The organism is Lentzea albidocapillata subsp. violacea (genome assembly GCF_900100275.1).
In the GTDB taxonomy this organism is placed as follows: domain Bacteria; phylum Actinomycetota; class Actinomycetes; order Mycobacteriales; family Pseudonocardiaceae; genus Lentzea; species Lentzea violacea.
Genome location: NZ_FNET01000014.1, coordinates 140624 through 162631, shown reverse-complemented (window position 1 = coordinate 162631; position 22008 = coordinate 140624). Strand labels below are relative to the sequence as shown.

The following is a 22008-nucleotide window of genomic DNA, read 5'->3' as shown; positions in this document are numbered from 1 at the left end:
CGGACCGTTCAACCCCTTGGGGCCCGTGACGGGCGACGCCGCCGCGTTCTTCGGGGGCGCTGGCGGCGCCGACGTCGATCAGCGAACAATGAACGCATGAGCAGCAAGCCCCCGCAGCACGACGTCGACGAGTCCGCGCTCGAAGTCAGCACCCCCAAGACCTGGGCAGCGGGTATTCCCGGCGTGCTCGTGTCGCTCGACCGCGCGGTCGAGCAGATGGGTGTCGGGCGCACGGTCAAGACGTTGCGACTGCTCAACCAGCGTGAAGGTTTCGACTGTCCTGGTTGCGCGTGGCCCGAACCGCAGGGCCACCGCAAGATGGCGGAGTTCTGCGAGAACGGCGCGAAGGCCGTCGCGGAGGAGGCCACCAAACGACGAATCGGGCCCGAGTTCTTCGCCGAGCACTCCATCAAGAGCCTGCGGACGAAGACGGACTACTGGCTCGGCCAGCAGGGCCGGCTCACCGAACCGATGGTGCTCGAGCCCGGTGCGACGCATTACACACCGATCAGCTGGGACGCCGCGTTCACGCTCGTCGCCGGCGAGCTGACAGCGTTGTCGTCCCCGGACGAGGCGATCTTCTACACCTCCGGCCGCACCAGCAACGAGGCCGCGTTCCTCTACCAGCTGCTGGTCCGCTCGTTCGGCACCAACAACCTGCCGGACTGCTCGAACATGTGCCACGAGTCGTCCGGCTCCGCGCTCAACGAGGCGATCGGCATCGGCAAGGGCTCGGTGTCCATCAAGGACTTCGACCTCGCCGACCTGATCGTGGTCATCGGCCAGAACCCCGGCACGAACCACCCGCGCATGCTCAGCGCGCTGGAGGACGCCAAGAAGAACGGCGCGAAGATCATCGCGATCAACCCGCTGCCGGAAGCGGGGCTGATGCGGTTCAAGAACCCGCAGAACGTCGCCGGCCTCGTCGGCAGGGGCACCGCGCTGTGTGACGAGTTCGTGCAGATCAGGGTCGGCGGCGACCAGGCGCTGTTCCAGGCGATCGGGCACTTGCTGCTGCAGTGGGACAAGCTCGACAGGACGTTCATCGAGGCGAAGACCCACGGGTTCGAGGAGTACGCGGAGAGCCTGCGCGAGCTCGACTGGGACGGCGTGCTCACCGCGACCGGCCTGACCCGCGAGCAGATCACGCGCGTGGCCGGGATGTTCGTCGACTCGAAGGCCACGATCGCCTGCTGGGCCATGGGCCTCACGCAGCACAAGCACAGCGTGCCCACGATCCGCGAGGTCACGAACGTCATGTTCCTGCGCGGCATGATCGGCAAGCCGGGCGCGGGCCTGTGCCCGGTGCGCGGCCACTCGAACGTGCAGGGCGACCGCACGATGGGCATCTACGAAAAGATGCCGGAGAAGTTCCTGCAGGCACTGGAGACCGAGTTCAGCATCTCCGTGCCGCGCAAGCACGGGTTCGACACCGTCGACGCGATCAACGCGATGCGTCAGGGCCGCGGCAAGGTGTTCATCGCGATGGGCGGCAACTTCGTCAGTGCCACCCCGGACACCCCGGTGACCGAGAAGGCACTGGAGCAGTGCTCCCTGACGGTGCACGTCTCCACGAAGCTCAACCGCTCGCACGTGGTGCACGGGAAGACGGCGTTGATCCTGCCCGCGCTGGGCCGCACCGAGAGCGACGTGCAGCACTCGGGCGAGCAGTTCGTCACGGTCGAGGACTCGATGTCGGTCGTGCACCGCTCACGGGGCCGGCTCACGCCCGCGTCGGATCACCTGCTGTCCGAGATCTCGATCGTCTGCCGGCTCGCGCGCAAGACCCTCGGCGCCTCGCACCCCGTGGCGTGGGAGGAGTTCGAGAAGGACTACGACGTCATCCGCGAGCACATCTCCCGCGTCGTGCCGGGCTGCATCGACTACAACACGCGCGTCCGTCAGCCCGACGGTTTCGTGCTGCCGCACCCGCCGCGTGACTCGCAGGAGTTCGCGACGGCGACCGGCAAGGCGAACTTCACGGCGAACGAGATGACCGTGATCGAGGTGCCGGAGGGCCGGCTGCTGATGCAGACCCTGCGCAGCCACGACCAGTACAACACCACGATCTACGGCCTCGACGACCGCTATCGCGGTGTGAAGGACGGCCGTCGCGTGGTGTTCGTGAACCCGGACGACGTCCAGGCGCTCGGGTTCGAGGACGGCCAGATGGTGAACATCGTGTCGGAGTGGAAGGACGACCCGACGGGCGTCGTCGAACGCCGCGCCGAGTCGTTCCGGATCGTCTCCTACCCGACCGCGCGCGGCTGCGTGGCGACGTACTTCCCCGAGGCGAACCCGTTGGTGCCACTGGATTCCAAGGCGGACATCTCGGGAACCCCGACGTCCAAGTCGGTCATCGTGCGGCTGGAAGCCGTCGCCTGATCTACGCGTGCCGGACCCGGACGAAGAGCCTTAACCGGCGTCGTTCGGGTTCGGCCTCGGCCTTCTCGTCCTTCTTCACGAGCCGGCGCGCGGCGGCGTCGGCCTCGAACTCCTGCTGGCGATACTTCGCGATAGCAAACGCGTCGTGGTGCGAGAACATCGTGAATCTCCCTGGATTGGGTTCTAGTCGGGTGCGACCGTGTGACTCAGGAACAACCTGACCGGCCGCGAACCTTCCGGCCGCAGCGCGGGGTCCAGCCGGCGCTCGTCGTACTTGTCCAGCAGGGCGCGCAACTCCGCCAGGTACTCGACGGCCTCCTGAGCGGTGATGAACTTGACCGTGCCCTCGGTGCCGACCGCCTCGCGCCACTCCTCCGGCAGGTGCTCACGCTGCCGCAGGCGGTCCCGCGTGCGCTCGAACTCCTGGTCCAGGTAGGCCATCGCCGCCGCCTCGGCCGCCATCGCCGTCTCACCCTCGAGACCTTCCGAAGAGATCGACTGGCGTTTGTGCACGATCTTCCACGGCTTCTGCCTGCCGGGCCCCTCGACCTCGGTCACGAAGCCGTACTTGGCCAGCATGTTCAGGTGATAGGAGCAGCTCGCCACGCTTTCACCGAGCACCTCGGAACACTGGGTCGCGGTGCGTGGCCCCTCCTCGGTGAGCAGCTGGAGCAGCTTCCACCGAAACGGGTGCGAGAGCGCCCGGAGAGTCTTGGGATCGGTGATCGGAGCCTCGGTCATGACACCAAGGTACGCGTATCAAGGAGTCTTTAGCAAGGTTCCTTGATATACAAATCCTTAGGTAGCGGTCACCAGTCCGGCGAGTTGCGCGCGACGGCCGTGACCAGCGGCAGCGACTCGATCACCGGCACCCGCAACAACTCCGCGGGAACGTCCGGGTCGCGCACGGGTTCGATGAGCTCACGCAGCAGCGCGCCGACGACGTCGTCCGCGGACTGGTCGACCTCGTGGATCAGGTCGCGCAACTGATCCGCGGCCTCGTTGAGCACGCGCGGACGTTGCGGTTCCTCCAGCATCAACGCCGCCAGCCGCAGCACGCGACGGCAGGTGCGCAGCCGGAGGCTCCTGCTCGCGGACTCCCGCGTGCCCGCCAGCCCCAGGCGGCCACGCGTGCGTTCGATCCACGGCTCGACCGTCTCGCGCCGCCAGATCGGGCCGGACGCGAGTTCCGCGTCCGGCTCGGGAATGCCGTGCGAGCGCCGTTTGCGCCAGACAGCGACCAACTGCCGACTGAGCCCCATGGCGTCGGCGATCTCCGCGATCCCGTAGAAGTCCCCCACGCCGGCCACTGTAACCAGAGATGACGCGGAGTGTCATCAAAAATGTCTCAGATGCGTTCGAGTACCGCCTGCGCCGCGTTGTGGCCGCCGATGCCGCTGACTCCGCCGCCACGCCGGGAGCCCGCACCGCACACGAGGACGTTGTCCACGTCGGTCTCCACGCCCCACTTGCCGACCTGCTCGCCGGTCTCGGCGAACGGCCAGTCGAGCTCGCCGTGGAAGATGTTGCCGCCCGGCAGGCCGAGCTCTTCCTGCAGGTCGAGCGGGGTGCGCGCCTCGATGCACGGGGTGCCCTGCGCGTCGACGGCCAGGCAGTCCTGGATCGGCTCCACGAGGTGGGCGTTGAGCTGGTCGAGGTAGCGCCGCACCAGTTCGTCGCGCAGTTCGGTGTTGCGGCCCTCGAACAACGACGCCGGCAGGTGCAGGCCGAACAGCGTCAGCGTCTCGTGACCGCGCAGCGACGGCCCGAGGATCGACGGGTCGGTCAGCGAGTGGCAGTACATTTCGCCTGGCAGCACCGACGGCACCTGGCCGGCGGCACTCTCCAGGTACGCGGTCTCGAGCTGGTCGTAGGACTCGTCGAGGTGGAACGTGCCGGCGAACGCCAGCCGCGCGTCGACACCGGACCTGAGCTCGGGCAGCCTGCGCAGCAGCATGTTGATCTTCAACTGGCAGCCGGGAGCGTCGTGGACCTCCCTGCCCTGCAACCGTCCCAGCACCGACGGGGCCACGTTCGAGAGCACGAACCGGGCCTCGGCCGTCTCGTCCCCGTACGTCACCGAGGCGGTCCTGCCGTCCGACTCGACGGACGTGACCTCGGCGCCGGTGACGATCCGCGCACCGGCCTCGCGCGCGACCCGTTCCAGTTCGGCGGTGACCCCGCCCATGCCGCCGACCGGGACCTTCCACTCCCCGGTCCCGTTGCCGATCACGTGGTAGAGGAAGCACTTGTTGGCGCGCAACGAATGCAGCGACGAATGCGTGCCGATCAACGCGTCCGTGGCGACGACGCCGCGCACCAGGTTGTCGTCGAACAGCTCCTGCAGCGTCGCGCCGATCGGCCGTTCGAAGACCTGCTCCCACAGCCGTCCGCGCACCACCGCGTCGACGCGCACGCGCAGATGTTCCCGCGACACCAACGGTTCCAGCAGGGTCGGCGCCAAGGCCTGCGCCATCAGCTCCAGATCGGCGTACCAGCGCTGCCACCGTTCCCAGTCGTCGAGCGACCCGCACACGGCCTCGAACGACTTCACGGTCGCCTCGCCCGGCGAGCGTTCGACCAGCAGCCCGCCCTTGCCGTTCGGCGTGTAGGACGAGGCCGAACGAGATTTCAACGCGAGCTTCAGCCCCAGATCCGACACGATCCGATCGGGCAGCAGCGAGACGAGGTACGAGAAGCGCGAGAGCCGGGCGTCGACGCCCTCCCACGGTGAGGCGCTCACCGCCGCCCCGCCGACGTGCGGCAGCTTCTCCAGCACCCTGACCGACTTCCCCGCCCTTGCGAGGTACGCGGCCGCCACCAGCCCGTTGTGGCCGCCCCCCACGATCACGACGTCGTCCATGCCCCGGAATCCCTCCCACGTAGCCTGGTCGGTGGGGAACATAGCGGTCCGAAGGAGATGTGCACATGGGCCGAGTGACGGTGCGCCGAGCGGTCGAACGGGTGTCGCCGAGCGGTCGTCGCCGCAGAGTCGACTCGCTCGCCGCCGAGGAGCCGCTGGAACTGCGGGTCAACGGGAAGGCGTTGGCGGTCACGATGCGCACGCCCGGCCATGACGTCGAGCTCGCGCACGGCTTCCTGCTCAGCGAGGGCGTGATCGGGTCGTCCGAGGACATCTCGATCGCGCGGTTCTGCGAGGGCACCGGGCCGGACGGGCTGAACACCTACAACGTGCTGGACGTCGCGCTGGCCGAGGGTGTGCCGCCGCCGGACACCGGGGTGGAGCGGAACTTCTACACCACGTCGTCGTGCGGCGTGTGCGGCAAGGGCGCGCTGGACGCGGTGAAGCTCAAGACCCGCTACTCCCCCGCCCTGGACGAAGTGCGGGTCACACCCGAGGCGTTGACGGGCTTCCCGGACGCGTTGCGGGAACGGCAGAAGGTCTTCGAGAGCACCGGCGGGCTGCACGCGGCCGGGCTGTTCGTCGACGGTGAGCTGCTGGTCGTGCGCGAGGACGTGGGCCGGCACAACGCCGTCGACAAGGTGCTGGGCTGGGCGGTGCTGCAGGACCTGGTGCCGTTGCGCGGCGCGGTGCTGATGGTGTCCGGGCGGGCGTCGTTCGAGCTGGTGCAGAAGGCCGCGATGTCCGGAATTCCGGTGCTCGCGGCGGTGTCCGCGCCGTCGTCGCTCGCGGTCGAGCTGGCCGAGGAGCAGGGCATGACGCTCGTCGGCTTCCTGCGCGGTGACTCGATGAACATCTACACCGGTGGGGAGCGCGTGGTTGAGACCGCTTGACGGCGTCGTGGTGGTGAGCCTGGAGCAGGCCGTCGCCGTGCCGTACGCGACGCGGCTGCTGGCCGATCTGGGCGCGCGGGTCATCAAGGTCGAACGGCCCGGCACCGGGGACTTCGCGCGCCACTACGACTCGTCGTGCGGCGAGGTGTCGTCGTACTTCGCGTGGACGAACGCCGGCAAGGAGTCGGTGTCGCTGGACATCAACCACCCCGGCGGCCGTGAGGTGCTGGACCGGCTCGTGGCACGGGCGGACGTGCTGCTGTGCAACCTGTCGCCACGCGTGTGGCAGCGGCTCGCGCTGCAGTTGCCGCCGGCGTTGATCGTCGGTGAGCTGTCCGGCTACGGCTGGGAGGGCCCGTACGCGGACCGCAAGGCGTTCGACGCGCTGGTGCAGTCCGAGGCGGGGCTGGTCTCGCTGACCGGTGAGGGCGACGTGATGGCCCGCGCCGGCATCTCGGTCGCGGACATCGCGGCGGGCGTCCAGCTCCAAGCCGCCGTGCTGGCGGCGTTGCTGCAACGCGGCCGGACGGGTGAAGGCGTGCGGCTGCGGTTGTCACTCTTCGAAGCGATGGCCGAGTGGATGCACCAGCCGATGCTCTACGCCGCCGGCACGGGCGCAGCGGCCCCGCGTTCGGGCGCGCACCACCCGAGCATCGCGCCGTACGGGCCGGTGGCCTGCGCGGACGGCGCCGTGCACCTGGCCGTGCAGAACGACGGGCAGTGGCAACGGCTGTGCGGCCTGATCGGGCTCGCTCCGCAGGAGAGGTTCGCCACAGTGGCGTCCCGGGTGGAGCACCGGGCGGAGCTGCAGAAGCTTCTCGAAGAGGCGTTCTCGAGCCTCACGGCAGCGGAGTTGCTGACCACTTTGGACGCCGCCGACGTGCCTGCCGCGCTGACCCGCCCGATCACCGACCTGCCCACCCACCCACAGCTCGACACATGGGTTGACGTGCCGGTTCCCGGCGGAACGGCGCGGATGCTGCCGCCGCCGGTGGCCGGTTTCGAGTGGTCACCGGGTGCGGTCCCCGCCCTCGGCGAGCACAATGACGCCGTGCTGACCTGGCTGGGCTATTCGGGTGAGGAACTGTCTTCCTTACGCGTGCGTTCCGTCCTCTGAGAAGGAAACGAGGAACGGTGCCCACGCGATGAGGTGAGCATGGGGGAACCGAGGTACAGCCGCCGCACCCTCCTCGCGGCGGTCGGCGTGGTCATCGCGACGGCCACCGGCGTCGTGACGTACGTGTCGTCGTCCGAGACCGTCGAACGGCAGATCGCGACGGCGGACAAGGTGCGGGCCACGTCCACCGCGAAGCCGGCGATCCGTTTCGAGCGCGTGTACTCGGCCGCCCGCCACCGCGAGGTCACCCTCGCCTTCTACCTCCCGCCCGGCGCGAACGCCCGCGGCCTGCCGATGTCGATCCTCCTGCACGGCCTGCACGGCGACGCCAGGCACGCGCCCGTGGGCAACCTGGCCGAGGTCCTGGCCAACGCCGTCGCGAAGGGCTCGGTGCCCGCGTTCGGCTTCGTCGCGGTCGACGGCGGAAACAACTACTGGCACGAGAACGTCCCCGGCGACGACCCGATGGCGATGCTGCTCGACGAGGTCCCGCGCTGGCTCAAGGAACGCGGCTACGGCGAACCGTTCGCGGTGACCGGCGTGTCGATGGGCGGCTTCGGTTCGCTGCTCTACGCGAGGCGCAGGGCCGAACGCGGCGACCCGATCGCGGCCGCCGCGGTCATCTCCCCCGGCCTGATCACGGCGTGGCCGGAGATGGCCAAGCGGCGTGCGTTCAAGAACGAGCGCGAGTGGGCGGCGCTCGACCCGCTGCGCCACCCGAAGTCCACCGGACCGACCGCGCTGGGCGTGTGGATCGGCGACCGCGACAGGTTCATCGAGGGCACCCGCCGGTTCATCCGCGAGGTGCGGCCCGAGGTGAGCGCGGTCAAGGGTGGCGGGCACGACGACGGGCTGTACCGGAAGGTCACGCCCGACGTCGTGCAGTTCCTCGCGAAGTACGCGAAGCGCGCCGTCTAGACGCGGACGGCTGCCCTGCCCCAGTGCAGCCACTTCACGCGGTCCTGCTCGTCGCGTCCACACAGGACGACCACCGCGTGGTAGCCGTCCTCCTCTTCGACGGCGATCAGCGCGTCGTCACGCAGCCCAGTGAACTCGTGTTCGTCCTCGTCGACGAAGGACTTCCAGTCGGGGTCGAGGGCCACGTACCGCAGCGTCACCCGGCCCCCGTCACCTTCGGTGATGTGCGCCTCCAGCCCTGTGGACCGGTAGACGCCGACGACCCTCTCGACGTCGACCGGCACCGGCATCATCGGAGGCGTGGGCAGACCGGGCAGGGTGATGTCCGCCAGGTCGCCCAGCACCTGCTCATAGACCGCGCGCACCAGCGGCAGGGCCTCGCCGCCGTTGGTGAGGACCGCGATCGCGAGTCCGGCTCCCGGAACCACCCGCAGGTACGCCCGGAACCCCAGGGTCGATCCGGTGTGGCCCATCCCGGAAACGCCGTCGGCGTAGTCGTGCAGCGCCCAGCCGAGCCCCTGCTTGCCGCCGTGCCCGAAGTCGGGCGGCACGACCTGAAGCTCCCGCATCGCGTCGAACTCGCTGGTGCCGAGGTGCATCCGCACGAACTCCAGCAGGTCGCGCGCGCTCATCGCGAGCACCGTGCCGGCCGGGGTGTCGCCCTCGGCCATCAGCTTGTCGGCGGGCTTGGGCTCCTTGCCCGGATGTCCCGTGGCGCACGTCTGGGCGGCGTACTCGGCGTGGCTCGCGGCCGCGGTGCGCAGGCCGAGCCGCTCGATCAGACGTTCCCTCAGGACGACGCGGAAGGGCTTGCCACGCAACACTTCCACGATCCGGCCGAGCAGCGTGAAGCCGCTGTTGCAGTACGTGTAGAGCTCACCGGGCGGAACCTGCTGCCGTGCGTCCGCCATCCGCTCGACGTACTTCTCCAGCATGTCGTCACCGTTGCCGGTGTCGTGGAAGAGATCACCCTCGAAGCCCGCGGTATGGGTGAGGAGCTGCCGTGGCGTGATGATCCGCGCGGCCTGCTCGTCGGCGAGTTTGAACTCCGGCAGCACGTCGCGCACCGGGCGGTCGAGGTCGAGCAGGCCCTCGTTCACCAGTTCCTGCACGAGCGTGGCCGTCCAGATCTTGGTGATCGATCCGATCTGGAAGATGGAGTCCGTCGTCACCTTCTCGCCGGTGACGTTGTTCAGCACACCTGCTGCCATGTCGACGATTTCGCCGTTGTGGAGCACGGCGACTTGGGCGCCTACGACGCCGTGTTCCTCGACCAGTTCGTCCAGCTTGATCATGCTTCTTCCCCCAGGAGTTCTCAGGTTCGGGCGGCAGCCCGTCCGAAGTGCAACAGATCGCCCTTCAACACCAGCACGGTGTGCGGTCTCTCCAAGGCGATCAAGGCGTCGTCGCGCAGAGCCACGAACTCGCGCACGTCGTCGTCCAGGTCGACCCGCACGCGGCCGTGATCCGCTTGCGTGACAACCACTTCGTGGTCGGCACAGCGGTAGGTGCCGAGGAAGCGCTCGTCCACCAGTTCTGGCGCCTCGGGCGGCGTCGGTGGCTCCGGTCTGCGCACGCCCGCGAGTTCGCTGAAGACGTTGTCGATGATGTCGTCGAACACTTCGCGGGCCGCGCCGCCGCTGGTGAGCAGCGCGACCGCGATCCCGCGTTCCGGTGCGATCCGCAGGAACGAGGCCATGCCCCTGTTCGCGCCGTGGTGGCCGATCACCGGGCCGCCGGAGTAGCCCGGCAGTTCCCAGCCCAGGCCCCAGGAAGCGCGATTCCCGCAGTCCGGCAACAGCATCTGCGGCTCGCGCATCACCGCGAACGCCGGCGTCGCCAGGTGCATGCGCGCGAACGCGGGCAGGTCCCGTGCGCTCATCGCGAGTGCCGACCCCGCGGGCCAGCCCGGCAGAACGTCGCACACCGGACCGTCGAGGTCGAGCCTGCCCTCGTTCACCAGCTCCTGGACGAGCGTCGCCGTCCAGACCTTGGTGATCGACGCGATCTGGAACAGCGACTCCGTCGTCACCGGTGCGCGCGTGCCGGCGCTCAGCACACCGGCGGCCACGTCGGTGATCTCGCCGTCGGCCAGCACAGCGAACTGGGCTCCGACGACGCCGTGTTCGTCGATCAGCCCCTGCAGTTCGATCACCTTCCCCCCAGGAAGTGATGTCCGGGCCCTGTCCTGCGAGGACCTAGCGCGGTGAGAGCGGCACCGTCTTCGACCGCACCCACTTGAGCACCGCCGGCCACTCCCCGTAGCCCGCGTCGATGTTGATGTGCCCGGCGCCCGGCAGGACGTCGATCTCGATCCGCAACGCCTCGGCGAGCTCCTTCGCGGCCTGCATCGAGCAGTACGGGTCGCCCTCGCCCGCGATCAGGCGGGTCTCGGTGGCGGCGCGGCGCAGGTTCGCCGGGTCGAGCGGGGCCGGGAAGAACGACTTGATGGCCGGTTCCGGGTGGTCCAGCGCCGGCGGGGCTACGAGCAGCACTCGGTCGACGTGGGCGATGGACTCGCGGGCCGCGTGGTGCAGCCAGAGGTAGCAGCCGAGCGAGTGCGCCACGACGACCCGTTCGCGGTCGGTGGGCAGCGCTTCGAGGTGCGTGTCGAGTTCGCGCAGCCACGTGTCGCGGTCGGGCGCGTCGGGGCTGCTGAAGTGCGGCATGTCGGCGAGGCCGCCGTGCTCGGACACCGTCTGGGCCAGCCAGCGCTGCCAGTGGCCAGGGCCGGAACCGGTGTAGCCGTGGAGCAGGAGCACGTGAGGCAGCGACATGGTTCCACCTTAGAACGAAGACCGGCCCCGGCAACGAGTTGCCGGGGCCGGTCCAAGAAGATCACTTACGCGGACTTCTCCCGGCGTTCCCGGCGCGAGGGCTGCCGAGCCACGATGGTCGGGTTCACGTTCTCCTTCACCGTCTGCTCGGTGATGACGACCTTGGCGACGTCCGTGCGGCTCGGGATGTCGTACATCACCGGGAGCAGGACCTCTTCCATGATCGCCCGGAGGCCACGAGCACCGGTGCCGCGCAGGATCGCCTGGTCGGCGATCGCTTCGAGCGCGGTCTTGGTGAACTCGAGCTCCACGCCGTCCATCTCGAAGAGCTTCTGGTACTGCTTCACCAGTGCGTTCTTCGGCTCGGTGAGGATCATCACCAGCGACGGCTTGTCGAGGTTCGTGACGGAGGCGACCATCGGCAGACGCCCGATGAACTCGGGGATCAGGCCGAACTTGATCAGGTCCTCCGGCATGGAGTCGGCGAAGAAGTCCGACGACTCCACCTCGGCCTTGGAGCGGACCTCGGCACCGAAGCCCAGACCCCGCTTGCCGACGCGGTCCTGGATGATCTTCTCCAGGCCCGCGAACGCACCGGCCACGATGAACAGCACGTTCGTCGTGTCGATCTGGATGAACTCCTGGTGCGGGTGCTTGCGGCCGCCCTGCGGGGGCACCGAGGCGGTGGTGCCTTCCAGGATCTTCAGCAGTGCCTGCTGCACGCCCTCACCGGACACGTCGCGCGTGATCGACGGGTTTTCACTCTTTCGAGCGATCTTGTCGACCTCGTCGATGTAGATGATGCCCGTCTCGGCGCGCTTCACGTCGTAGTCGGCGGCCTGGATGAGCTTCAGGAGGATGTTCTCGACGTCCTCACCGACGTACCCGGCCTCCGTCAGCGCTGTCGCGTCGGCGATGGCGAACGGCACGTTCAACATCTTCGCGAGCGTCTGCGCGAGGTAGGTCTTGCCGCAGCCCGTCGGGCCGAGCATCAGGATGTTCGACTTCGCCAGCTCGACGCCGTCGTCACGACCCTCGCGCCCGCGGTCGCCCGCCTGGATGCGCTTGTAGTGGTTGTAGACGGCGACGGAGAGGGTGCGCTTGGCGTCACTCTGTCCGATGACGTACTGGTCGAGGAACTCGTGGATCTCGGCGGGCTTCGGCAGCTCGTCGAGCTTCACGTCGCCGGCTTCGGCCAGCTCCTCCTCGATGATCTCGTTGCAGAGATCGATGCACTCATCGCAGATGTAGACGCCGGGGCCGGCGATGAGTTTCTTCACCTGCTTCTGGCTCTTTCCGCAGAAAGAGCACTTCAGCAAGTCGCCGCCGTCACCGATACGCGCCATGACCGCTGACCTATGTCCCCTCCGGCGCACACCTGCTGTAGTGCGCCTGCTGACTTGCTGTGGCAGTCCCACTGGCTGTGGGTGCTGAGCCCGTTCTCCTGACGGTACCTGGCCGACCCCGTTTCAGGGGAGGACCCGCGTCCCCCGACGCGCCGATCAGGCCGGACATCCGGCCACATCGGCGTGTCGGGTGGGTGCGCGCTGCCCAGGGGCTGGGGATTTTCCCAGCCCTCGGGACAAGGCCCGGGGCCTGGAGTGTCCCCAGACGAACACCGGGCGGCGGGCGAGGCGAACGCACCTCACCCACCGGCGCCCGTCAGGACTTGGCGGAAAGCTTGCGGTAGGGCAGCACCGTGTCGACGATGCCGTACTCCCTGGCCTCTTCGGCCGTCAGGATGCGGTCGCGCTCGATGCTCTCGCGAACCTCCTCCGCCGTCCGGTTCGTGTGCCGCGCGAGGGTGGATTCCATCAGGCGGCGCACGCGCTGGATCTCGTTCGACTGGATCTCCAGGTCGGACACCTGACCGTACGCACCCTCCATCGAAGGCTGGTGGATCAGGATTCGCGCGTTGGGCAGTGCGTGGCGCTTACCGGGCGACCCAGCCGCCAGCAGCACGGCCGCGGCGGAGGCCGCCTGGCCGAGGCAGTACGTCTGGATGTCCGGGCGGACGAACTGCATGGTGTCGTAGATGGCCATCAACGAGGTGAACGAGCCACCCGGAGAGTTGATGTACATCAGGATGTCGCGGTCCGGGTCCTCGGACTCGAGCACCAGCAGCTGCGCCATGACGTCGTTCGCCGAAGCGTCGTCAACCTGCACGCCGAGGAAGATGATGCGCTCCTCGAAGAGCTTGTTGTACGGGTTCGACTCCTTCATGCCGTAACTGGTGCGCTCGACGAACGACGGCAGCACGTACCGCGACTGAGGCAGGTGGAACTGGCTCACTTGAAGTCTCCTAGCTGACGTCAGTTGTTCGAGTCGCCGACGGGCTGGGCCCTGGTGACGACCTTGTCGACGAAGCCGTACTCCAGCGCTTCCTGCGCCGTGAACCAGCGGTCGCGGTCGGAGTCGCGGGTGACGGTCTCGAGCGTCTGGCCGGTGTGCTCGGCGATGAGCTCCGCCATCTCGCGCTTGGTGCGCGTCAGCATGTCCGCCTGGATCGCGATGTCCGCGGCCGTACCGCCGACACCGGCCGACGGCTGGTGCATGAGGATCCGGGCGTGCGGGAGCGCGTGGCGCTTGCCGGGCGCACCCGCCGAGAGCAGGAACTGCCCCATCGAGGCCGCGAGGCCCATCGCGTACGTGGCCACGTCCGGCTGGATCAGCTGCATCGTGTCGAAGATGGCCATGCCCGCCGTGACGGAACCACCCGGCGAGTTGATGTAAAGCGTGATGTCCTTCTCGGGGTCCTCAGCGGCCAGCAGCAGCAGCTGCGCGGTGATCTGGTTGGCGATGCCCTCTTCGACCTGTGATCCCAGGACGATGATCCGCTCGCGGAGCAGCCGCTCGTACACCGAGTCGTTGAGGTTCATCCCGGCGGTGGCCGACCGCATCTCGGGGGTCGGGAAGGAGTGCTGCGTCACGTCTGCCTGCCTAACTCCAGGTGGAACGAATCTGGAAGCGAAAACTCTCTGCGATCGACCTTAACGAAGGCGGGCGGCGTCAGATGCCCGACACCGCCCGCGTTCGCTATCAGCTGTATTTCCGGAGCTCGCCCACTCGCGGGGGAAGGGCGAGCAACTCGGTCTTCGCTACTCCTGGCCGTCCTCATCGGACTTGGTCTCGCCGAAGAGCTCGTCGAGGTCCAGCTTCTGCCCGGTCGAGTCGCTGACCTCGGCCTGGCGCACGACGCTCGCGAGCGCCTTGCCCCGGCGGACGTCGGCGAAGATCGCGCCGAGCTGACCGGACTGCTGCGCGCGCTTGACGTACTCGTCCGGGCTGATGCCGAAGCGCTGGGCCTGGTAGATGATCCGCTCGGTCAGCTCGCCGTCGGACACCGTGACCTGCTCGGCGTCGGCGATCGAGTCGAGCACCAGCTGCGTCTTGACGGCCTGCTCGGCGGCCTTGCGCAGCTCGGCGTCGAACTCCTCCTCCGACTGACCCTGCTCGGTCAGCCACGCGCCGAACTTCGCCTCGTCGTGGTCGAAGGCGTGCACGGCGTCGTGCTTGCGGGCGTCGATCTCACCCTGGACGATGCCCTCGGGCAGGGGGACCTCGGTGGTCTCCAGCAGCGCCTCGAGGACCTTGTCGCGCGCCTGCACGCCCTGCTGCATCTTCTTGACGCGGGCCAGGCGGGTCTGCAGGTCGCCCTTGAGCTCGTCGAGCGTGTCGAACTCGCTGGCGAGCTGCGCGAACTCGTCGTCGAGCTCGGGGAGCTGGCGCTCCTTGACGCTGCTGAGCACGACGGTGACCTCGGCCTCGCGGCCCTCGTGCTCGCCGGCGACGAGCGTGGTGTTGAAGGTCTTGGTCTCGCCCTCGGCCGCGCCGACGAGCGCGTCGTCGATGCCCTCGACGAGCTGGCCGGAGCCGACCTCGTAGGACAGGCCGCTGGTGCGGGCCTCCTCGACCTCTTCGCCGTCGACGGTCGCGGACAGGTCGACGATGACGAAGTCGCCGGTCTCGACCGGGCGGGTGACACCGGTCAGCGTGCCGAAGCGAGCGCGGAGCTCGTCGAGCTGGGTGGTCACGTCGGAGTCGGTGACCTCCTGCTCGTCGACCGTCACGGCGAGCTCGCCGAAGGCGGGCACGGTGATCTCGGGACGGACGTCGACCTCGGCGGTGAACTCGAGGGTCTGACCGTCCTCGATCTTGGTGACCTCGAAGTCGGGACGGCCGAGCGTGCGCACCTCACCCGCGTTGACGGCCTCCAGGTACTTGGCCGGGATCGCCTCCTGGATGACCTCGTCCAGCACCGGGGCGCGGCCGATGCGGTTCTCCAGGACCTTGGCGGGGGCCTTGCCAGGACGGAAGCCGGGGATGCGGACCTGCTTCGCGAGCTTCCGGTACGCCTGGTCGAAGTTCGACTTGAGCTCGTCGAACGGCACCTCGACGTTGATCCGGACCCTCGTCGGGCTCAGGTGCTCGACGGTGCTCTTCAACGTGGACTCCTCGATACGAACAAGAACGTGCAAGACAGCCGGTATCGCCGCTTCGGGACGCCCGGATTCCCAGCGAGTCTAGGCGAGACCCGCGCTGTGACCGCCGCCACCCCGCTTTGGGCCGATGACGGACTCCTGCCCCCTGACCTCCTGCGGCCGTTCGGCCCTATGCAGCGCTTCGACCGTGATCCTGGCGGACCCGCATGCCGGAAACTTCCTTCAGCCTGCTCGCCACCGCTCTACCCGGTGTCGTGGCCGCCTTGCGGCGCCGCTTTGTTCGCCTGGCGAAAGGCTTAACTGAAAAGAGTCACCCAGCTACGGCCCGTCAAAGCGCTCGGCGCATTTTCACTCTTTCGGCCGCAACCATCTTTCGCGACCGATCAAGATGACTCCATAAGCACCAATCTGGCCTCCGCACCGGACAGGTAGCGTTACTGCTCCCGCACCATCCGTAACAGGACCACGGGAACGAACGAGAAAAAGTCGTCGCACCGTTTTAGCCCGAGGATCCGCCTGATGGAGACACGCCAGCTTCTCGCGTTCACGACCGTGGTTCAGACAGGGAGCTTCACCAAGGCCGCTGCCACGCTCAACTGCTCGCAGCCGACCATCACCACCCGCATCAAGGCACTGGAGGAGGCCCTCGGCGTCGTCCTTTTCCGGCGCCTCCCCAGAGGTATCCAGATGACGTCCGCGGGCGTGGAACTCCTCCCGTTCGCGCGAAACATCATCAACCTCACCGAAAAGGCCCGGAAAGCCATCACGATGAACGGTGAGCCGCACGGCAAACTCGTCATCGGTTCCGCACAGAGTTTGACCGACTACCGTCTGCTACCGCTCATCGAATACATGTGCTGGCGCTACCCGTCGGTTCAACTTTCGCTGCACTCGCGCAACGCCCTGTACAACCTGAACTCGGTGCGCGACGGCCAACTCGACTGCGCCTTCTTCATCGGCGCCATCGAACCCCGCGAGGGCCTGGAGACCACGGTCCTCTGCCCTGAGCCGTTGGTCCTGGTCGCGGGCCCGAACCACATGCTCACCCAGCGCCAGTCGCTGACCGAGGACGACGTCACCAGCAGCACCCTGATCCGGGCGGAGAACGGCGCCTCGTACCACGAGCTGTTCGAGCACTCCCTCGGCTACGACGACACCCGCGCCCCGGTCCTGGAACTGGACTCGGTGGACGCCGCCAAACGAGCGGTCGCCTCGGGCCTGGGCATCGCCCTGATGCCGGAGGTCACCGTCTCCGCGGAACTGGCCGACGGCAGGCTGGTCCGCCTGCCCTGGTCTCCGACCTTCCGCGTCTACACGCAGTTCGGCTGGCGCCAGGACAACTCGACGAACCCCGCGGTGACGGCCTTGGTGTCGGCAGCGGCTCAAGTGGTGAGCGACCAGGTCGCCTCACTGACCTGACACGCGGGTGGGGGGCCGCCGCCCCACCTACTCCGCGGGCGCCGGCCCGGAACTCCCCCGCACCACCAGTTCGGGCAACACGTCCTCGACGTCGGTCGGCGACGCCCCGCCGATCACGGCCACCAGCGCCCGGGCCGCCCGAGCCCCGAACGCGAAAGTGTCCCGCGACAACGCGGTCAACCGCCCGTGCTGGCACAGAACCGAGTCGTCCCAGGCCACGATCGACAGCTCGGACGGGACAGCAACCCCGAGATCTGCGGCCACCTCGGCACCAGCCACGGCCATCACGTCGTTGTCGTAGACGATCGCCGTGGGCGGCTCGGCCATCCCCAGCAGCTCCCGCGTGGCGCGAGCACCGGACTCGGCCGTGTAGTCCCCGGCCACCACCACACCGTCCACAACGGACGACGCGAACGCCGAGTCCCGCCGGACCGTGTGCAACAACGACGCCAGCCCGGCCACTCGGGCGATCCGCCAATGCCCCAACGCTTTCAGGTGTTCCACAACGGAGGTCATGGCCGCGTAGTCGTCGGCCCAGACCGAGGCGAGCGCCCCGTGGTGCCCGGCCCCACCGACGACGACGGCCGGCAACCCGAGCGAGGGCATCAGCTCGACCCTCGGATCCGCCACCAGCAGGTCCACCAGGAACACCCCGTCGACCCGGTGCTCGGCCCACCACCGCTGGTACAACGCGATCTCCTCCTCACGGGAGGAGACCACCTGCAGTAACAGGGCGCAGGACATCTCGGACTGCATCCCGGCGATCAGCTGGAAGAAGAACGCCTCGTCCCCCAGCGCACGAGGCGGCCGCACCAGCACCAGCCCCACCGCGTCGGCGGACGCGGACGACAGCGCACGGGCGGTGACCGACGGCCGGTACCCCAGCACCGAGGCGACCTCCAGCACCCGCGACCGCGTCGACTCGGACACGCCGGAGCGTCCGTTCAACGCCAGCGACACGGCTCCTTTGGACACCCCTGCCGCCGCCGCGATGTCCTTGATCGTTGGCCTCTTCACCCAATGCCCTTCAAGCGCCGCACCCTGTCCGGAACAAGACAACAAGACGTTCGGAGGCTAGCCGGAGATAAACCGGTTTAGCTAGGGTCCGCGACCAAGGAGGTGGGGTTTCAATGAAGAGGCGCACGTTCCTAGCGGGCCTGGCGGCGGTGCCCGTCGCAGGATGCGGACTGTCCGGCACGTCCAGTACGTCCACAGGCACAACCGGCCAGGTCACGGGTGAGATCACGTTTCAGACCTGGTCCCTCAAGCCCAAGTACACCGACTACGTCAACGGTGTCGTCGACGCTTTCCAGAAGCAACACCAGGGCACCACGGTGAAGTGGGTCGACCAGCCCGCGGACGGGTACCTGGCCAAGGTCATGGCGGACGCGAGCGCGGGGAGCCTCCCCGACGTGATCAACGTACCGCCGGACCTGAGCTTCCCGCTTGCCAAGGCAGGCCAGCTCGTCAACCTCGACGAGTCGATGAAGGACGCCAAACCCGAGTACCTCGGCAACGCCTGGCAGGCGTTCGAGATCCCCGGCAAGGGCGGCTGCTACGGCTTCCCCTGGTACCTCAACACCGGCCCGATCTTCTACAACAAGGCCCTGTTCAGCCAGGCTGGCCTTGACCCGGACAAGCCACCGACGAACTTCAAGGAGCTTGAAGAGCAGGCGCTGAAGCTCGCCCAGAAGAAGATCGCGATCCTCGGCCAGACGCCGAGCATCGCCGACTTCGGGCTGTACGGCGTGAAGCTGTTCGAGAACGACAGGTTCACGTTCAACGAGCCCAAGGGCGTCGAGCTCGCCGAGAGCTACAAGCGCATGTACGACGCGGGCGCGCTCATCCCCGAGGCGCTCACGCAGAACTACACCGGCGCCGGCGCGAAGTTCATGGCGCAGCAGACGGCGCTCAACCCCGGCAGCGCGTACGACCTCGGCAAGTTCAAGACCGACGCGCCGAGCCTCTACGCGAACGTCGGCATCAGCACGCCCATCACGAACACGGGCAGCGCCAACATGTTCCTGCACGGCGTGAGCGTGCCGAAGAGCAGCAAGAACCAGGCCACGGCGCTGGCGTTCGGCAGGTTCGTCACCAACGCCGAGAACCAGGTGAGGTTCGCCAAGCTCGCCTCGATCTTCCCGAGCACCAGCAAGGGTGGCGACGACCCGTACTTCACCACGGAGGACGGCACCGACGAGGCGCGGGTGCGGGTCGCGGCGGCCAAGCAGCTCAAGACCGCGGTGAACTACACGCCCGTGCAGTTCAGCGACCAGATGCGCGAAGCGCTTCTGCAGCAACTGGCCGACGCCATGCTCGGCAAGAAGTCGCCGAAGCAGGCCCTGGACGACGCCGTCAGCGAGTGCAACAGGCTCCTTAAGTGACCCATCGTCCGTACACGCCGTGGCTGTTCCTGGCTCCAGGACTGGCCATCTGCCTCATGTTCACGATCTTCCCGTTCCTGAACATGATCGTGCTCGCGTTCACCGACGCGAGCGCGCTGGGCGGCGGCCGGTTCACCGGTGTGGACAACTTCGTGCGGATGGCCCAGGACCCGAAGTTCTGGGCCGCCGCGCGCAACAGCCTGCTCTACATGGTGTGCGTCGTGCCGCCACTGGTGCTGTTGCCGCTGCTGATCGCGATGCTCGCGCAGAAGGTCGTGCCGGGCATCGGGATCTTCCGGACGGCGTTCTTCACGCCGGTGATCGCGTCCACGGTCGTGGTCGGGCTCATCTGGACGTGGCTGCTCGACAGCCGCGGCCTGGTGAACAACGTGGTGGAGGCGTTGGGCGGCAGCAGGATCGGGTTCCTCACCGACTCGACGCTGCTGCTGATCAGCTCGATGGTGGTGACGGTCTGGCGCGGCCTGGGTTACTACATGGTGATCTACCTGGCCGCGCTCGCGAACGTGCCGAAGGACCTGCACGAGGCCGCGATGGTCGACGGCGCGGGACCGGTCAGGAGGTTCTGGTCGGTCACCGTGCCGAGCATCAGGCCGACGATGGTGCTCGTCGCGGCACTGAGCGCGGTCAACGGGTTCCGCGTGTTCTCCGAGATCTACCTGCTGTCGGGCGGGTCCGGCGGGCCGGGCGGGGCGAGCACCACGCTGGTCATGCTCATCCAGCTCACCGGCCGCGGCCTGACCGGTGAGGTCGGGTACGCGTCGGCGCTGAGCATCGTGCTGTTCGTGATCCTGCTGGGGCTGCTGCTGATCACCCTCAGGCTCAACCGCAGGGAGGACCGGCTGTGAAGCTCGCTCTCCGGTACGTGGCACTGCTGGCGATCCTCGCGATCAGCATCGGGCCGTTCCTGTGGCAGTTCGCCACGAGCATCAAGGGCCCCGGCGAGGACGTGTTCGTCCCCGACTTCATCCCGGACGACCCGACGTTCGGCAACTACGCGGCGGTCGCCGACGTGGTGCCGGTCTGGACGTTCGCACTCAACTCGCTTGGTGTCGCGAGCGTCAACGTCGTCACGAACTGCCTCGGCGCGGCCATGGCCGGCTACGCGTTGGCACGGCTCAAGTTCCGCGGCCGCAGGTTCGCCGCAGTGGTCTTCGCGAGCAGCATCCTGGTGCCGTTCGAGGCGATCATGATCTCGCTGTTCCTGGTGATGCGCGGGTTCGGGCTCACCAACACCCTCACCGGCGTCGTGCTGCCCGGCGCGATCGCCGCGCTCAACGTCCTGTTGCTGCGCAACGCCTTCCTCGCGCTGCCCGCCGAGGTCGAGGAGGCCGCGACCATCGACGGCGCCAACGCGTGGCAGCGCTTCACCCGCCTCGCGCTGCCGTCGGTGAAGGGCACGCTGGTCGTGGTGGCGCTGTTCTCGTTCATGTTCAGCTGGGACGACTTCCTGTGGCCGCTCATCGTGCTGAGCGACCAGGAGAAGTACACGCTCACCATCGGCCTGGCGTACCTCCAGGGCACGTTCGTGCAGAACCAGCGGCTGGTGGCGGCGGGCACGATCATCGCCGTCGTGCCGCTGATCCTGTTGTTCCTGTTGCTGCAGAAGCACTTCTTCCGCGGAGTGGGAGAAGGCGCGATCAAGGGATGATCCCCAGAAGGAGTTCGGCCTTGCGTTTCGGCGTGAACTACACCCCTTCCCACGGCTGGTTCCACCACTGGCTCGACTTCTCGCTCGACGACGTCAAAGCCGATTTCGAGTCCATCGCGGGCCTTGGCCTCGACCACGTGCGGGTCTTCCCCCTGTGGCCGGTGTTCCAGCCCAACAGAGGCCTGGTCCGTCCCCAGGCGCTCGAGCAACTCGCCCAGATGCTCGACGCGGCCTGCGAGACAGGCCTGGACGTGCAGGTCGACGTGTTGCAGGGCCACCTGTCGAGCTTCGACTTCTACCCGTCGTGGGTGCAGACCTGGCACCGCCGCAACATCTTCACCGATCCCGACGCCATCGACGGGCAGAGGTTCTACGTCCGCGCGCTCGCCGAGGCAGTGAAGGACAAGCCCGGCTTCCTCGGCTTCACCCTGGGCAACGAGGTCAACCTGCTCACCGAGTCGAACCCCTGCGCGCCCGCGCAGGCCGGCGAATGGATCGACGCGCTGCTCGACGAGTGCGAGAAGGCCGCACCGGGCCTCCCGCACGTCCACTCCGAGTACGACGCTGTTTGGTACGAGAGCGAGCACGCGTTCCTGCCGGAGCACGCCGCCAACAAGGGCGCGATGACCACCGTGCACTCGTGGGTTTTCAACGGCACCGCGCAGCGCTATGGATCGATGTCACCGGAGAGCGTCCATCACGCCGAATACCTGGTCGAACTGGCGAAGGCGCACGCCGAGGATCCGCAACGGCCCGTGTGGTTGCAGGAGGTCGGCGCCGCCCAGCCCGAGATCACTGCCGAGCAGGCGCCGCGGTTCGCCGAGCAAACGCTTGCGAACGTGCTGACCTGCTCGAACCTGTGGGGCGTCACGTGGTGGTGCTCGCACGACGTCGACCGTGCGTTGGTGGACTTCCCCGAACGCGAGTACGAGTTGGGATTGTTGACGACGGAACGCAAGGTCAAGCCGCTCGGCGAGGCGATCGCCCGGATCGTGCGCGAGGCAGCGTACGAGCCGGTCGAGCGCACGCCGATCAAGCTGCACGGCGACCGGCCCTCGTGGGGTCCGGGTGGTGCTTTCTTCGAAGAGTGGATGAGCCTCGCGCGGGACGGCGTGCGGGCTTCGATCGAGCTGGGGTGAAC

21 protein-coding genes are annotated in these 22008 nt (G+C 68.0%); 9 read left to right on the top strand and 12 right to left on the bottom strand.

Going from position 1 to position 22008, the window contains the following annotated elements:
• Positions 1 to 96 precede the first annotated feature (96 nt).
• On the top strand, positions 97 to 2385 hold the full coding sequence (locus BLR21_RS28200) for an FdhF/YdeP family oxidoreductase (protein ID WP_090010370.1): 2289 nt from the start codon (positions 97 to 99) through the stop codon (positions 2383 to 2385).
• A gap of 1 nt (position 2386) precedes the next feature.
• Here BLR21_RS28200 and BLR21_RS42775 read toward each other — a convergent pair whose 3' ends face one another.
• The 4 genes from BLR21_RS42775 to BLR21_RS28185 form a co-directional block, all read right to left on the bottom strand.
• On the bottom strand, positions 2387 to 2545 hold the full coding sequence (locus tag BLR21_RS42775) for a hypothetical protein (protein WP_176929825.1): 159 nt from the start codon (positions 2543 to 2545) through the stop codon (positions 2387 to 2389).
• Between the two features lie 23 nt (positions 2546 to 2568).
• Positions 2569 to 3126: a winged helix-turn-helix domain-containing protein gene (locus BLR21_RS28195; RefSeq protein WP_090010367.1), complete on the bottom strand. Its 558-nt coding sequence runs from the start codon at positions 3124 to 3126 to the stop codon at positions 2569 to 2571.
• Between the two features lie 68 nt (positions 3127 to 3194).
• A complete protein-coding gene (locus tag BLR21_RS28190; RefSeq protein ID WP_089922227.1) occupies positions 3195 to 3686 on the bottom strand; it encodes a hypothetical protein in 492 nt (163 codons plus the stop codon).
• Between the two features lie 47 nt (positions 3687 to 3733).
• On the bottom strand, positions 3734 to 5248 hold the full coding sequence (locus BLR21_RS28185; RefSeq protein WP_090010361.1) for a phytoene desaturase family protein: 1515 nt from the start codon (positions 5246 to 5248) through the stop codon (positions 3734 to 3736).
• A 65-nt stretch (positions 5249 to 5313) separates the two neighbouring features.
• Here BLR21_RS28185 and fdhD point away from each other — a divergent pair, with 65 nt between their 5' ends.
• Genes fdhD through BLR21_RS28170 form a run of 3 tightly spaced genes read left to right on the top strand, consistent with a single transcriptional unit; the run spans position 5314 to position 8176 of the window.
• The gene (fdhD, locus tag BLR21_RS28180; RefSeq protein ID WP_090010357.1) at positions 5314 to 6141 is read left to right on the top strand and encodes a formate dehydrogenase accessory sulfurtransferase FdhD; all 828 of its coding nucleotides are present in this window, start codon (positions 5314 to 5316) and stop codon (positions 6139 to 6141) included.
• Positions 6128 to 7258 carry a CaiB/BaiF CoA transferase family protein gene (locus BLR21_RS28175; RefSeq protein ID WP_090010591.1) on the top strand — a complete coding sequence of 377 codons (1131 nt, stop codon included), beginning with the start codon at positions 6128 to 6130 and terminating at the stop codon, positions 7256 to 7258. The genes fdhD and BLR21_RS28175 overlap by 14 nt, the downstream gene beginning before the upstream one ends.
• A gap of 39 nt (positions 7259 to 7297) precedes the next feature.
• On the top strand, positions 7298 to 8176 hold the full coding sequence (locus BLR21_RS28170; protein WP_090010354.1) for an alpha/beta hydrolase: 879 nt from the start codon (positions 7298 to 7300) through the stop codon (positions 8174 to 8176).
• Here the strand turns inward: BLR21_RS28170 and BLR21_RS28165 are convergent.
• The 7 genes from BLR21_RS28165 to tig form a co-directional block, all read right to left on the bottom strand.
• Positions 8173 to 9471 carry a serine hydrolase domain-containing protein gene (locus BLR21_RS28165; protein ID WP_090010351.1) on the bottom strand — a complete coding sequence of 433 codons (1299 nt, stop codon included), beginning with the start codon at positions 9469 to 9471 and terminating at the stop codon, positions 8173 to 8175. The genes BLR21_RS28170 and BLR21_RS28165 overlap by 4 nt on opposite strands.
• A gap of 20 nt (positions 9472 to 9491) precedes the next feature.
• Positions 9492 to 10331, bottom strand: a complete 840-nt coding sequence (locus BLR21_RS28160) for a serine hydrolase domain-containing protein (RefSeq protein WP_090010349.1) — start codon at positions 10329 to 10331, stop codon at positions 9492 to 9494.
• 43 nt (positions 10332 to 10374) lie between these two features.
• On the bottom strand, positions 10375 to 10953 hold the full coding sequence (locus tag BLR21_RS28155; RefSeq protein WP_090010347.1) for an RBBP9/YdeN family alpha/beta hydrolase: 579 nt from the start codon (positions 10951 to 10953) through the stop codon (positions 10375 to 10377).
• A gap of 65 nt (positions 10954 to 11018) precedes the next feature.
• Positions 11019 to 12299: an ATP-dependent Clp protease ATP-binding subunit ClpX gene (gene clpX / locus BLR21_RS28150; RefSeq protein WP_030479397.1), complete on the bottom strand. Its 1281-nt coding sequence runs from the start codon at positions 12297 to 12299 to the stop codon at positions 11019 to 11021.
• Positions 12300 to 12615: 316 nt separating this feature from the next.
• Positions 12616 to 13245, bottom strand: a complete 630-nt coding sequence (locus tag BLR21_RS28145) for an ATP-dependent Clp protease proteolytic subunit (protein WP_030479396.1) — start codon at positions 13243 to 13245, stop codon at positions 12616 to 12618.
• 20 nt (positions 13246 to 13265) lie between these two features.
• Positions 13266 to 13853, bottom strand: a complete 588-nt coding sequence (locus BLR21_RS28140; protein WP_090010588.1) for an ATP-dependent Clp protease proteolytic subunit — start codon at positions 13851 to 13853, stop codon at positions 13266 to 13268.
• A 198-nt stretch (positions 13854 to 14051) separates the two neighbouring features.
• Positions 14052 to 15398, bottom strand: coding sequence for a trigger factor (gene tig / locus BLR21_RS28135; protein ID WP_090010343.1), 1347 nt, complete (start codon positions 15396 to 15398; stop codon positions 14052 to 14054).
• A gap of 516 nt (positions 15399 to 15914) precedes the next feature.
• Between tig and BLR21_RS28130 the strand changes: the two genes are divergently transcribed.
• Positions 15915 to 16814: a LysR family transcriptional regulator gene (locus BLR21_RS28130; RefSeq protein ID WP_090010341.1), complete on the top strand. Its 900-nt coding sequence runs from the start codon at positions 15915 to 15917 to the stop codon at positions 16812 to 16814.
• Between the two features lie 27 nt (positions 16815 to 16841).
• Here the strand turns inward: BLR21_RS28130 and BLR21_RS28125 are convergent, their stop codons facing one another.
• A complete protein-coding gene (locus BLR21_RS28125; protein ID WP_090010338.1) occupies positions 16842 to 17831 on the bottom strand; it encodes a LacI family DNA-binding transcriptional regulator in 990 nt (329 codons plus the stop codon).
• A 113-nt stretch (positions 17832 to 17944) separates the two neighbouring features.
• On the opposite strand from BLR21_RS28125, the gene BLR21_RS28120 reads away from it, so the two are divergent.
• From BLR21_RS28120 to BLR21_RS28105, 4 genes are read left to right on the top strand one after another with little or no spacing between them, the layout of a single operon-like run.
• Entirely contained in the window at positions 17945 to 19198 is a 1254-nt protein-coding gene (locus BLR21_RS28120; protein WP_090010335.1) for an ABC transporter substrate-binding protein, read from the top strand.
• Positions 19195 to 20064 (top strand): carbohydrate ABC transporter permease, encoded by an 870-nt coding sequence (locus tag BLR21_RS28115; protein ID WP_218130979.1) that lies wholly within the window; start codon positions 19195 to 19197, stop codon positions 20062 to 20064. Before BLR21_RS28120 ends, BLR21_RS28115 begins: the two co-directional genes overlap by 4 nt.
• Positions 20061 to 20867 carry a carbohydrate ABC transporter permease gene (locus BLR21_RS28110; protein WP_090010332.1) on the top strand — a complete coding sequence of 269 codons (807 nt, stop codon included), beginning with the start codon at positions 20061 to 20063 and terminating at the stop codon, positions 20865 to 20867. The genes BLR21_RS28115 and BLR21_RS28110 overlap by 4 nt, the downstream gene beginning before the upstream one ends.
• Positions 20868 to 20887: 20 nt before the next feature.
• On the top strand, positions 20888 to 22006 hold the full coding sequence (locus BLR21_RS28105; RefSeq protein WP_090010329.1) for a glycoside hydrolase 5 family protein: 1119 nt from the start codon (positions 20888 to 20890) through the stop codon (positions 22004 to 22006).
• Positions 22007 to 22008: the final 2 nt, after the last annotated feature.

What these genes read in the sequence shown, in the direction of transcription:
- BLR21_RS42775 (WP_176929825.1), bottom strand. Translation starts at nt 2,545, where the DNA reads ATGTTCTCGCACCACGACGCGTTTGCTATCGCGAAGTATCGCCAGCAG.
- BLR21_RS28185 (WP_090010361.1), bottom strand. Translation starts at nt 5,248, where the DNA reads ATGGACGACGTCGTGATCGTGGGGGGCGGCCACAACGGGCTGGTGGCG.
- BLR21_RS28170 (WP_090010354.1), top strand. Translation starts at nt 7,298, where the DNA reads ATGGGGGAACCGAGGTACAGCCGCCGCACCCTCCTCGCGGCGGTCGGC.
- BLR21_RS28130 (WP_090010341.1), top strand. Translation starts at nt 15,915, where the DNA reads ATGGAGACACGCCAGCTTCTCGCGTTCACGACCGTGGTTCAGACAGGG.
- BLR21_RS28120 (WP_090010335.1), top strand. Translation starts at nt 17,945, where the DNA reads ATGAAGAGGCGCACGTTCCTAGCGGGCCTGGCGGCGGTGCCCGTCGCA.
- BLR21_RS28155 (WP_090010347.1), bottom strand. Translation starts at nt 10,953, where the DNA reads ATGTCGCTGCCTCACGTGCTCCTGCTCCACGGCTACACCGGTTCCGGC.
- BLR21_RS28195 (WP_090010367.1), bottom strand. Translation starts at nt 3,126, where the DNA reads ATGACCGAGGCTCCGATCACCGATCCCAAGACTCTCCGGGCGCTCTCG.
- BLR21_RS28200 (WP_090010370.1), top strand. Translation starts at nt 97, where the DNA reads ATGAGCAGCAAGCCCCCGCAGCACGACGTCGACGAGTCCGCGCTCGAA.
- clpX (WP_030479397.1), bottom strand. Translation starts at nt 12,299, where the DNA reads ATGGCGCGTATCGGTGACGGCGGCGACTTGCTGAAGTGCTCTTTCTGC.
- BLR21_RS28140 (WP_090010588.1), bottom strand. Translation starts at nt 13,853, where the DNA reads ATGCGGTCGGCCACCGCCGGGATGAACCTCAACGACTCGGTGTACGAG.
- BLR21_RS28165 (WP_090010351.1), bottom strand. Translation starts at nt 9,471, where the DNA reads ATGATCAAGCTGGACGAACTGGTCGAGGAACACGGCGTCGTAGGCGCC.
- fdhD (WP_090010357.1), top strand. Translation starts at nt 5,314, where the DNA reads ATGGGCCGAGTGACGGTGCGCCGAGCGGTCGAACGGGTGTCGCCGAGC.